This window comes from Nocardia carnea, from assembly GCF_029868325.1.
In the GTDB taxonomy this organism is placed as follows: domain Bacteria; phylum Actinomycetota; class Actinomycetes; order Mycobacteriales; family Mycobacteriaceae; genus Nocardia; species Nocardia carnea_C.
Window position 1 is genome coordinate 1 of record NZ_JARWNW010000123.1, and the last position, 11,136, is coordinate 11,136.

Consider the following 11,136-nt stretch of genomic DNA (forward strand, 5'->3'; position numbering starts at 1 on the left):
GTTCGGACCGGATGCGTGGGATGCGTTCACGGCTGCCGTCGAAGACACCGGAGTTGAACCGAAACCCTGAGTGCATTTGCCGACGAGATGACCCCGCCGCCGGGGATCCGCCCGGGGCGGGGTTCGTCGTGCCGTCCAACACGTAGGTAGCGGAACTGCGAATAGGAGAACGTGATCGTGGAATATCGCCAGTTCGGGCGCAGTGGTCTGACCGTGTCGGCACTCGGTCTGGGATGTAACAACTTCGGGATGCGGATCGATCGACGGCAGTCTGCCGCGGTGGTGCACCGGGCTCTCGACCTGGGCGTCACCCTGTTCGATACCGCGCAAATGTACGGGCAGGGCACCTCGGAGGAATACCTGGGGGCTGCGCTCGGGACTCGACGGCCGGAGGTGGTTCTCGCGACGAAATTCGGTGGTCCGAAACCGGCCGGGCCGGATCAGGCGACGGGGTCACGACGTAATGTCGTTCGCGAGTGCGAGGAGAGCCTGCGGCGGCTCGGCACCGACTATATCGATCTGTACTACCTGCATTTTCCCGATCCGCGAACGCCTATCGAGGAGACTCTTGCGGCGTTGGACGATCTGGTGCATCAGGGCAAGGTTCGCTATATCGCCTCCTCGAACCTCGCCGGCTGGCAGATAGCGGATGCCCATCACCTCGCGGCGAACCTCGGCGTGACTCGCTTCAGTGGCACTCAGGTGGAATGGAGCCTGGTGAAGCGGGCCGTAGAGGACGAAATCGTCCCGGCGTGCGAGCGGTTCGACCTGGGCATCATCCCGTACTTCCCGCTCGCGTCCGGACTGCTGACGGGAAAGTACACCGCGGGCACCGAGTTTCCGGCGGGATCACGTATGGCCGAGGTGCCGCGCCTCGCCGGTGACGCGACCGACGCGAATTTCGCCCTGGTGGACCGGTTGACTGCGATTGCGAAGGACCAGGGACACACCATCTTGGAGCTGGCCATCTGCTGGCTGCTCTCGCAGCCTCGTGTCTCGTCGGTCATCACCGGTGCGACCACTCCGGAGCAGATCGCGGCGAATATCGATGCCGCCACCTGGCGCCTGAGTGCTGAGGAACTCGCCGCGGTCGAGAAGGCATACGTCTAGCGGACTGCGAATCGTGGCTTGCGAGTGCGTTCGAGGCGGTTTCGGCGCGCCGAAGCGGATAGGGCGTGTGCGATGACCGCCGCCCTGGGCGATGGATCCAGGACCCCGGCCTCCGCCGGCACCTAGGCGAGAAATTGCTGGTGCCGGCGGGATAGGGCCGCCTGTCACATGAGGAACTTCAGCGCCAGATCGTTGAAACGGCCCGAGTGCTCGTGCTGGGGCCAGTGCCCGCATTCGGGGAAGATCTCCAGGTTCGAACCGGGGATCGACTTGTGCATACGCTGCGCCTCCGGCACATCGCCGAACGGGTTCTGCGCGCCCCAGACGATGAGGGTGGGGGCGGTGATACGTGCCATCTGCTCGGGGCTGAGCAGATCCTCCACGCGGTTGTCCATATTCTGCAGGCACAGCAGGTTGTCGATGCCGGCGACGAACTGCGGACGGTGGTAGATGGTGTGGCGCACATCGACCAGCTCTTCGCTCACATTCGCCGAATCGTGCATGAGCAGTTCGAGCCGCTGCCGGGTGAGGGCCCGGTCGTCGCTTGCCACGGCGGCCTTGGTGCTGGTGCGGATACGGTCCATGACCTGCGGGTTGGCCACGGTTCCGCCGGGGGCGACCAAGACCAGCCGCCCGACCCGGTCGGGGTGATCGGCAGCCAGTCGTCCGGATACCCAGCCGCCGAGCGATTCACCGATGAAGTGGGCTTTCTCGATACCGCGGCTGTCGAGGTAGTCGAGAACATGCTGCACGTAGCGGGGGATGCGCAGGTCGCCGCCGGGATTGTCGGTGTAGCCGTGGCCCAGCATGTCCAGGGCGTGCACCTCGAAATGCTCGGCGAAGGTGGGCACATTGCGGACGAAGGCCTCGAGATGGCCGCTGGTGCCGTGCAACATCACGACGGCCTCGCCCTTGCCGGCGCGTAGCGCGCGGGTGCGGGCGCCGTTCACCGGTTCGTAGGACATCTCGAAAGCGGTGCCGGCCAGATCGGTCCAGATGGTCATGCGGAAATCTCCTCGTCGGTGGGGGTGAGCAGGCTGACACCCATGCCGGTCAGCCAGTTGGGGACAGCGCCGTAGGCGAGTGTGCGTCCCGTGACACGTCGTGGTGCCGGGCCTGCCGCGGACAGCGCCGCGGACATCGCGACCCAGGCACGCAGCTCGGCGGCGCCGTTTCCGGCCTCCTTCTCGATCTGCTCGTCGCTCATGGCCAGCAACGGTCCGAGGTCGCCGGACTCGAGCAGGCCGAGGAACCATTCGTCGAATTCGGAGTTGATATCGGGTTCGGCGGCCCGGATGATCTGGCGGCGCCGGACCTCGTATTCGCTCCAGGAGGTGCGGCCGTTGAGCCAGGCCTGCACCAGGAACCGGTCGTCTTCCGACAGCGCGTCGAACCATTTGGGCCACGGCAGCCGATGCGACAGGCCACCGGAGGCGATGACCGCCACGCGCTTTCGTGCACCGTCGCCCGCAATCGCCGCGCCGATGGCCGCGCCGAGATCGCGGCAGCGCGGTAGGGACGGCAGCGGCGGCGCGAACATATTGATCACGACGGGAACGATCGGGATATCGAGTGCGGGCACCAGATGCTGCAGCGAGTGCGTGATTCCGTGATCGACGGTCATGCGCAGCGAGAACGCCGGATCGAAGCCGTCGCCGACGAGCCCGTCGACGATAGTGCGGGCGAGGGCGGTATCCACCGGCAGTGGCCCGCCCGGGGTCTGGGCCTCGCCGGCTCCGTTGACCTCGCCGACGCCGATGGTGAAGGCGGGCATCAGGTCCAGGAACATACCGCGGAAGTGGTTGGAACCGATGACAACGAGGGCATCGGGCCGTTGTTCGGCGAGCGCCGCTCGTGCCGCGCCGAGGCCGTCGCGGAATCGGTGCGCCGCGTCGAGATCGTCCACCTCCGCCCAGTGCGTATTCATCAGGGTGCTGTGCGAGGCACCCACACCCACTACGAGTTCACTCACGGGATACTCCGTTCTCGGGTACACAACGTGATCGCGGTGTGCACGATGGCCCGGGTCAGCCGGACTGCCTCCCGGATGTCGACAACATTCATTCCGGACGGGAAGTCCAGTGCCAGAGGAGCGTCCGGCCCGATCCGGTCCATGCCGAGACGAGCGGTCGGCAAGCCTCGGGCGCGCAGGATATTCGCGTCGGTGGCGCCGCTGTTGGCGACGATCGGTTCGTGTGGCAGGCCGGTCTCTGCCTCCCAGGCCGCGATGGCGGCGGCGACGACCGGGCTGTCGGATGGAGTATGTGTGCCCGGGATCGCCAGCACCATGTCCCAATCCACCTCGAAATCCGGATGTTCGGCGGTGATCGCGGCAATGGCGGCACCGAACTCGCGACGCACCTGCGCGGGAGTCGAGCGCGGGCTGGTGCGCAGGTCGATCATGAACCGGCACACTGCCGGGGCGACCGCGGCCATCCGCGGCCATCCGCCCTCGATCGAGGACACGATGCCCTGCGGTGCGACGAGACCGTCGGTATGCCGGGCGGCGTATTCGGGGAACCAGCGCTCCAATTCGCCGATCACGGTGGCCGCGCCGGCGATCGCGTTACGGTAGGGCATCCGGTGCCGGCTGCCGACATAGGTGTAGGTGCCGCGCACACGGACCTCGAACCAGCACAGCCCCACTTCTTCCCAGGCCACCGCCCAGCCGGGCTTGGCGATCAGCGCGTGATCGGCCCACCAGCCCTGTTCGAGCAGGAAGGAGCAGCCGACGCCCTGGCCGGCATTGCGCCGCGTCAAACCGCGGGTTGTGCGGCCGTTGGTGGGCATACCACCGGCGCCGAGCCCGACGATCAGATCGCCGCGCAACGGAATACCGGCCTCGGCGATGACCTCCGCGGCGGCGACGATCGCGGCCGCGTGCCCCTTGGGGTTGCTGGCGCCCAGTCCGAGAACATGGTCGCCGTGCACCTGGGCGCGGGGCTGCATATCCGCCCGCAACTCGGGGCCGATCCAGGGGACATCCTCGTCGGGATCGCCGACCGTGAGGGTGTCGGTGGGAGCGTAGAGCAGCAGGTCTTCACCGCTGCCGTCGCCACGCAACCGGCCGACGGCATTGGCCTGCCGGTCGTCGATCTCCTGATAGTGGGCCTCGAGTCCGGCACGGTCGAGGGTCGCGGTCAGCCAGTGGGCGAGTTCGGCCTCCTCACCGGTGGGACTCGCAATATCGACCATGCCGACGACGAGATCGGTGAGCCGCTTCGGATCCACCAGGCCGGCGGCGGTGTCGAACCACCCGCGCTGCTCCGCGCTCGGGCCGCTCATCGCGCCCCCGGCTGGAAGGACCGGACCGTGGTGGCGCCGAAGAGGCGGGCGAACAGGCGAGGCCGCCGGACGGCGACGACAGCACCGGCGGCTACGGCGCCGAGGGTCAGCACAACGATTACGCGAGACACAGGTATCAACTCCAGTCGGTAAGGAACGCTTCGGTGAGGGCCGCGACGGTGGCGGGACGCTCGGCCTGGGGGTGGTGGGCGGTGCGCCCGATGACCGCGAGATCGCCACGGGGCAGGGCATCGGCGAGCGCACTCGCGTAATCGGGGCCGCCGAACGGGTCGTGGCGGCCCCACACCACCAAGGTCGGGGCTGCCACCGCACCCGGATCGGTGCCGGGATCGCCGGCGGGCGCGGATGCGGTAGCAGCGGCCAGTGCCGTGGGTGTGGTACTGGCCAGGTATCGGGCAGCGACGGTGGCTTCCGGGACGAGATCCGCGTCGTACCACTCCAATTCGGTGAGCAGCTCGCGCATCTTCTCGGGGCTGGGGCCGGTACCGCCGTAGTACTGTGCTCGCGCTCGTCCGCCGAGGCCCGGATCGCGGCGCACATCGACTCGCCCGGCGGGGGCCGGGGTGGGCTGGCTGCCGATCACCACCAGCCGTCGCAACAGTGGGGGGTGTTCGGCTGCCAGATGCAGTGCGACGGTCCCACCCAGTGACTGGGCCAGGACATCGACAGGACCGCAGCCCAGCCGCGTGAGCAATTCGCCGAGTGCGCGGGCCGCCACTGTCTGGCGCGGTACCGACTCATCGGTTCGGCTCGGCGAACCTCCGTAACCGGGAAGATCCACCCACAGCCAGCGCCGCTCGGGGAGCAACGTCATCACCGCGGCGAAATCGGAGACCGCATGGCAACCGGGACCGCCGCCGTGCAGCACCACGGTCACCGGACCGCTCGCGGCGCCGGCCCAGCCGTGGGTCAGCTCTGTCCTGGACACGGCAGCGCGCTCAGTGGCCGATACGTTTTTCGGTCGGCTGCACCCTGGGCGCGACCTGCTCGACGTGGCGCCGCCACGCGGTGATCGACAGGTCGGGACGGTACAGGCGCTCCGGCGGGGCATCGGTCACGTTCACCATCCAGGCGTCCTGGCGCGTGAACTGACCGTGGAACAGCCAACGGAATGCGGCGAGATACTTCGCCTTGAATGCCAATGCGGTGAGCCCGGTTTCGAATCGCACCATCAGCTGTACGTAGCGCACATGATCGGCATCGACCGGTACATACCATTCGTAGTGGATGAATTTCGGGTAGGCCACCCGCAGCAGGCCCGGCATCCGGACCGAGACGAAGCCCGGAATATCCATGGCGTCGATAACCGGGTTGGCGTCGCCGTTCTTACCCGGGTGGTCGGGCAGCGGGATCCGCTTCCACCACCGCTTGTTCGTGAACTTGCCGACGCCCGGGAAATCGGCCTCCCAATAGAGTTCGTCCTGTACGCGGACCAGCCAGCCGTCCTTTTCGACGATCCGGGTCTTGTTCCAGGTCGGCATGACCTTGAACAAGCGCCACAGGGCGGTGTTGTGCAGGTACTTGGCGTGACCCTCGTCGAAGCCGTTCTCGGTGGCGAAGCGCCAGTTGCCCTCGCGGACATCGTTGCGGCCGCCGAGCACCAGAGTGTTCTCGATCAGCTCGGCGGGGATATCACGCTCGACGGGCGGGGGCTGGGTGCCCGGCTCCACATCGCCGATGTACACCCACAGCAGGCCCAGCCGTTCCTCGACCGGATACGTCGCGACACTGAGCTTTCCACAGATGGGACTTTCGGGACCGTCGGTGATGACCGCGTCGAGCCTGCCGGTCTCCAGGCCGAAGGTCCAGCCGTGATAGGCGCAGCTGATGGTGCCGGGGAATTCGCGGCGACCGTGCGACAGCGGCACACCGCGGTGCGGGCACCGGTCGTGCAGGCCGCGTACGACCTCGCCGTCGCGGACCAGCACGATACGTTCACCGGCGAGGGTGATCGGCACCGGCTTCTCGCCGACCTCGTGCGCCCAGACGGTCGGATACCAGTAATCGCGGAAGCCGTGTGCGGCCGAGTCGTAGGTCGGCCAGCCCGACCAGTCCGCGCCGTCCTGTACGGGAGGGCCGGGCTCGAGGGGAGCGGGGGCGGCTTTGCGGGAGCGCGGGGCGCGGCGCGGGGCGGCTTCGGGGGTCGGCGAGCTCGGGGCGCTCATATCTTCTCCAGCGGGTTTCTCGGGGGCGGTCGGACGTGTGGTGGCGGACGCGAGGGGCGTCATCGTCACAGGTCGAGTACTAGTTCCGCGCTCTGCGCACGTGATACGCACGGATAGAGGACATCGGTGCAATCGGGGTCGGCCAGCGCGTCGCGGTGCAGGGGGACACCCGAGAGCACGCGGGTTTCGCAGCTGCCGCATACTCCGTCGCGGCAGGCGTTGGGCAGGTCGATACCCGCCGCGTCCAGGACGTCGAGGGCGGTGCTGTCGGCGGGCACCGTGAGCCGCTTGCCCGATTTGGCGAGGACGAGTTCGAAAGCCCGCAGGTCGGCCTCGTCGTCGCGGGGACGTGCGGCGAACCGCTCGACATGCAGGCTGCCTGCGGGCCACGACGCGCAGCGCTGTTCCACCGCGGAGATGAGACCTTCGGGGCCGCAACAGTAGACGGCCGTGCCCTCGGCCGGTGTGCCCAGGGCCGCATCCAGGTCGAGGTGGCCGACCTCGTCGAACGGATGTATCCGGACGCGGTCGTCGCCGGCCAGATCGGACAGGAATGCCATCGATCGGCGCGAACGTCCACCGTAGAGCAGTCGCCACGGTGTGCCCTCGGCCTGCAGCCGCCGGATCATCGGCAGCAACGGTGTGATGCCGATACCGCCCGCGATCATGAGGTACTCGTCTGCCGCTACCAGCGGAAAGTTATTGCGCGGCCCGCCGACCTCGACCAGATCTCCGGGACGGAGGATCGCATGCACATAACTGGATCCGCCCGCGGACTCCGGCTCGCGCAGTACCGCGATCCGGTAGTTGTCCCGCTCGGCCGGATCGCCCATGAGCGAGTACTGCCGCAGGTGATCCGGAAGCCCGAGGTCGATATGCGCGCCGGGTTCCCATGCGGGCAACAGGCGCCGCAGGGGATCGGCGAGCTCCACGCTGAGCACACAATCCGATTCCTGCCGTAAAGCGGTGACCTCGAGTTCCAGGACACCCGCATCGCCGTCGGTCATGTTCACCTCCACTGGTCGTACTAAGTACGATACTTAATACCCCTTCGTGGGAACAAGAGGCAATTCCGCAGCGGGGCAGAGGAGGAGGCGGATGGGGTACGAAGTACCGGATAATGTCCGATACGCTGCAATGACGGCCACTACGAGGAGTTATATGCCCGCGCAACCGAATCGGTCTCGACGTCGCGACACGTCGCTCACCGCCGAGCGGATCATCGAGGCCGCCCTGCGTATCGCCGATGCGGAATCGGATCTGGATCGGCTCACGGTGCGGCGGATCGCTGCCGAGCTGGGGGTCGGGGCGATGACGCTCTACAGCTACTTCCGCAGCAAAGACGAGATTCTGGACGGTATGGCCGACCATGTGCTGGGAGGTATGCAACTACCCCCGGGTCCGGACGCCGGACCGGCCGACGCCATCCGCGCCATGGGATATGCCTTGCTGGCGATGATGCGCGAGCATCCGAGCATCGTCCGGTTGTTCGCCACCCGCGTCACGGACAGTCCGGCCGCGCTCCGCGGGGCCTGGGAAGCGGTTATTCAGCGACTGGTCGACTCCGGAATTCCGGGTCCCCAGGCCGTGCGTTGCTACGGTTTCCTCATCACCTATGCGATCGGCTTCGCCAGCTATCAGATGCCGCGGCAGTGGGGGCGGTCGGCGGAAGGGGAGGATGCCGAACAGCGCCGTCAGCGCACGCACTTCTATGCCGGACTGCCGATCGAGGAGTTCCCGCAGCTCGTGGGCCACCCCGAAGAGGTGGCCGATCTGCCGTCCGATTCGCAGTTCGCAGACGGGCTCGAGGCCTATATCGACGCCACCGTGCGCGCCCTGGCCGCTCGCTCCTGACTTGCTGCCGGATTGCCGGCGCTTCCTGTCTACCGTGGGTGGCATCACATCTTCGGGGAAAAATCAACCTCGGTTAAATCCGTATTTCCGGTATTGACACGCCGTCGCGCCCCGTACATAGTACGAGTCAAAGTACGAAAGCGGTCGCCGCGGTCACCCGCCGTATCGACTGTGCACCCTGCTACCCAGTAAAAACGCGCCACGCGCATCCGGCTCCCCGTGATGTGGATCTTGCCCCTCGGACGGGGGACCTCGACAGGTCGATGTTCTGCAAACCGTCCTTGTCCGCACGGTCGAGCATCATGACCTGTTTCCCGGAGGAGACCATGTCCCCCACAACGCAGTCATCCAGCAAACAACGTGCGAAGGCCACCTTCGCAAGCTGGATCGGCACCACGATCGAGTACTACGACTTCTCCGCCTACGGGTTGGCGGCCTCGCTGATCTTCCCGAAGCTGTTCTTCTCCTCGGACGACCCGGCACTGGCGACGGTGTTGTCGCTGGCCACCTTCGCGGTCGCCTTCATCGCCCGCCCGGTCGGGGCTGTCGTCTTCGGGCACTTCGGCGACCGCATCGGACGCAAAACCGCCCTCGTGCTGACCCTCCTCCTGATGGGTGTCTCCACCTTCCTGATCGGGCTCATGCCCACCTACGACCAGATCGGTGCGGCGGCTCCCGTGTTGCTGGTACTGGCCCGGCTGGCCCAGGGATTCTCCGTCGGTGGCGAATACGGCGGCGCCGTACTGATGACCGTGGAACATGCCGGCAGAAGGGGCGGTTTCTTCGGCTCGCTGGTCAATACCGGTGCCACCGCCGGCTTGATCCTGGCCAACCTCGTCTTCCTCGCCGCCGTCCAGCTGCCCGATGACTCCCTGTACTCGTGGGGGTGGCGAATTCCCTTCCTGCTCAGCGGCGTTCTCGTGATCGTCGGACTGATCGCGCGCACCACACTCGAAGAGACACCCGAATTCGAAGAAGCCGAAGAGAAGGGTGTGGTCCAGCAGGTGCCGGTCGTCGACGTCCTGCGCAACCATCTGGGCACCGTTGTCCTGGTGGCGTTGGGAATCCTCGCCACAGGTACCGCATTCACGATGACAACGGTGTACTCGCTGAGCTACGGCGAGAACACGCTCGGGCTCAGCAGCAGTACGGTGCTCACGACACTGCTGACCGCCACCGTCGCCATCCTGATCAGCCTGCCGCTGTTCGGCGCGATCGGCGACCGCTTCGGTGTCCGCCGGGTATTCCTCTGCGGTGCGGTATCACTCATCGTCCTGCCGTTCTGCTGGTTCGCCCTCATGGACACCCGCCAGCTGGGCTGGATGATTCTGGGATTCGTGCTGATCTTCATCGGCTATTCGGCCAACTACGCGGTTGTGCCGTCCTACTTCTCCCAAGTGTTCCCGCCCGCCGTCCGATTCACCGGTATGTCGGTCGGCATCACGATCGGGCTCATCGCCGGAAATGCGATCGCGCCCTCGGTGTCCTCGATGATCCTGAACTCCACCGGTAGCTGGCTCATCATCGCGTTCTACATGTCGGGCACGGCCGTGCTCTCGCTGCTGGCCGGCCTGGCTCTGCGTCTGCCGTCCGCACCGCCGGCGGCAGGCGAATCCCGGGCCGAGCCGGACGGTGAACCGGGGCACGCGCCGGCGGAAGCCGCCGCGAGCTGAACGCTGCGCGTACTCGGCATCGGCACGGTCGCGCCGGGAGTGTCCGGTGCCAATTCCTGTGACACCGCCGCACATCAGACCTTCCTGGAGGACAGATATGGAAATCGACAGGCGCACAATCTCTTTGGGTGGCGCAACGCTGGACTATCATGTGACAGGATCGGCGTCGTCCGGTATTCCGACGGTATTCCTGCACCCGTGGTTCGGTTGCTGGCAATTCTGGACCGAGACCATGGAGGCCTTTGCGGAACGCCCGTGCTACGCGGTCGACTTCTACTCGCCCGCCGCGGGCGACGACTGGTCGCCGGTGGCCGGTCCCGCTGGGCTGGCCGAGGCCGTCCTCGCTGTGCTCGACGCCGAACATCTCGACCAGGTCGATCTGGTGGGTAACTCGGTCGGCGGCATCGTCGCCCAGGTCATCGCCTCGACCGTGCCTCAGCGGGTACGACGTCTCGTCCTCGTCGGCACCGGAGCGAGCACGGTCGGGACCTTGCCGGGCTTCGCCGCCGCCGTCGACCGCTGGACCGTGGGTATCCGCAACGGTGCCGAGGCCTCCCGCACCGCAGTCGAGGACGCCGTCGGCATGCTGTTCAGTGCGCGGCCACCCCGCGACGATTGGGAAACCTACGTTCAGGCGGTATTGCGGACCGACCCCGCGTACCTGGGCTCGGTTCTCGGTGCGGCCCGCGCGCTCGACCTGACCGACCGGCTGCGGGCCATCACCGCATCGACACTGATCGTCCGCGGTAGTGCGGACTGTGCGCGGACCGCCGAACATGTGGCGGCCCTCGAATCGGGTATCCCGGACGCTCGCGCGGTCGAGATGCCCGGTGCCGGGCACTCACCTATGGTCGACCACCCGGCCGAGTTCATCCGCCTGATCGCCGGCCACCTCGAATCGGCCGGGTAAGCCTCGGGGCCGGTCACCTCGCCCGAACTCACGGCTACTCGGAGTGGCGGGGGGACCCCCCCCCCCCCCCCCCCCCCCCCCGGGGGGGGGGGGGGGGTGGGGGGGGGGGGGGGACCCC

Annotated in this window: 11 protein-coding genes; 4 read left to right on the top strand and 7 right to left on the bottom strand. The window is 67.1% G+C overall.

The genetic code is table 11. The features are described from left to right. Nucleotides 1–177: 177 nt before the first annotated feature. A complete protein-coding gene (locus QH196_RS08795; protein WP_280415266.1) occupies nucleotides 178–1,110 on the top strand; it encodes an aldo/keto reductase in 933 nt (310 codons plus the stop codon). Between the two features lie 164 nt (nucleotides 1,111–1,274). On the opposite strand, the gene QH196_RS08800 is transcribed toward QH196_RS08795, so the two are convergent. The 7 genes from QH196_RS08800 to QH196_RS08830 all read right to left on the bottom strand — a co-directional run bounded on the left by QH196_RS08800 (nucleotide 1,275) and on the right by QH196_RS08830 (nucleotide 7,588). Beyond that, nucleotides 1,275–2,114, bottom strand: a complete 840-nt coding sequence (locus tag QH196_RS08800; protein ID WP_280415267.1) for an alpha/beta fold hydrolase — start codon at nucleotides 2,112–2,114, stop codon at nucleotides 1,275–1,277. Next, a complete protein-coding gene (locus tag QH196_RS08805; RefSeq protein WP_280415268.1) occupies nucleotides 2,111–3,082 on the bottom strand; it encodes a catechol 1,2-dioxygenase in 972 nt (323 codons plus the stop codon). The genes QH196_RS08800 and QH196_RS08805 overlap by 4 nt, the downstream gene beginning before the upstream one ends. Then, nucleotides 3,079–4,395: a M20/M25/M40 family metallo-hydrolase gene (locus tag QH196_RS08810; RefSeq protein WP_280415269.1), complete on the bottom strand. Its 1,317-nt coding sequence runs from the start codon at nucleotides 4,393–4,395 to the stop codon at nucleotides 3,079–3,081. Before QH196_RS08810 ends, QH196_RS08805 begins: the two co-directional genes overlap by 4 nt. Continuing rightward, nucleotides 4,392–4,526: a hypothetical protein gene (locus QH196_RS08815; protein ID WP_280415270.1), complete on the bottom strand. Its 135-nt coding sequence runs from the start codon at nucleotides 4,524–4,526 to the stop codon at nucleotides 4,392–4,394. Before QH196_RS08815 ends, QH196_RS08810 begins: the two co-directional genes overlap by 4 nt. 5 nt (nucleotides 4,527–4,531) lie before the next feature. Further along, entirely contained in the window at nucleotides 4,532–5,344 is an 813-nt protein-coding gene (locus tag QH196_RS08820; protein ID WP_280415271.1) for an alpha/beta fold hydrolase, read from the bottom strand. A gap of 10 nt (nucleotides 5,345–5,354) precedes the next feature. Beyond that, nucleotides 5,355–6,581 carry a Rieske 2Fe-2S domain-containing protein gene (locus QH196_RS08825; protein ID WP_280415272.1) on the bottom strand — a complete coding sequence of 409 codons (1,227 nt, stop codon included), beginning with the start codon at nucleotides 6,579–6,581 and terminating at the stop codon, nucleotides 5,355–5,357. Nucleotides 6,582–6,646: 65 nt separating this feature from the next. Continuing rightward, complete coding sequence (locus QH196_RS08830; protein ID WP_280415273.1) at nucleotides 6,647–7,588, bottom strand: PDR/VanB family oxidoreductase; 942 nt, start codon at nucleotides 7,586–7,588, stop codon at nucleotides 6,647–6,649. A gap of 154 nt (nucleotides 7,589–7,742) precedes the next feature. On the opposite strand from QH196_RS08830, the gene QH196_RS08835 reads away from it, so the two are divergent. The 3 genes from QH196_RS08835 (at nucleotide 7,743) to QH196_RS08845 (ending at nucleotide 11,018) form a co-directional block, all read left to right on the top strand. After that, nucleotides 7,743–8,435, top strand: a complete 693-nt coding sequence (locus tag QH196_RS08835) for a TetR/AcrR family transcriptional regulator (RefSeq protein ID WP_280415274.1) — start codon at nucleotides 7,743–7,745, stop codon at nucleotides 8,433–8,435. 326 nt (nucleotides 8,436–8,761) lie between these two features. Next, complete coding sequence (locus QH196_RS08840; protein ID WP_280415275.1) at nucleotides 8,762–10,108, top strand: MFS transporter; 1,347 nt, start codon at nucleotides 8,762–8,764, stop codon at nucleotides 10,106–10,108. A 97-nt stretch (nucleotides 10,109–10,205) separates the two neighbouring features. Continuing rightward, the gene (locus QH196_RS08845; RefSeq protein ID WP_280415276.1) at nucleotides 10,206–11,018 is read left to right on the top strand and encodes an alpha/beta fold hydrolase; all 813 of its coding nucleotides are present in this window, start codon (nucleotides 10,206–10,208) and stop codon (nucleotides 11,016–11,018) included. Nucleotides 11,019–11,136: the final 118 nt, after the last annotated feature.

Excerpts from the sequence above, each read along its gene's own strand:
- QH196_RS08800 (WP_280415267.1), bottom strand. The coding sequence starts at position 2,114 with ATGACCATCTGGACCGATCTGGCCGGCACCGCTTTCGAGATGTCCTAC.
- QH196_RS08810 (WP_280415269.1), bottom strand. The coding sequence starts at position 4,395 with ATGAGCGGCCCGAGCGCGGAGCAGCGCGGGTGGTTCGACACCGCCGCC.
- QH196_RS08825 (WP_280415272.1), bottom strand. The coding sequence starts at position 6,581 with ATGAGCGCCCCGAGCTCGCCGACCCCCGAAGCCGCCCCGCGCCGCGCC.
- QH196_RS08830 (WP_280415273.1), bottom strand. The coding sequence starts at position 7,588 with ATGACCGACGGCGATGCGGGTGTCCTGGAACTCGAGGTCACCGCTTTA.
- QH196_RS08835 (WP_280415274.1), top strand. The coding sequence starts at position 7,743 with ATGCCCGCGCAACCGAATCGGTCTCGACGTCGCGACACGTCGCTCACC.
- QH196_RS08840 (WP_280415275.1), top strand. The coding sequence starts at position 8,762 with ATGTCCCCCACAACGCAGTCATCCAGCAAACAACGTGCGAAGGCCACC.
- QH196_RS08845 (WP_280415276.1), top strand. The coding sequence starts at position 10,206 with ATGGAAATCGACAGGCGCACAATCTCTTTGGGTGGCGCAACGCTGGAC.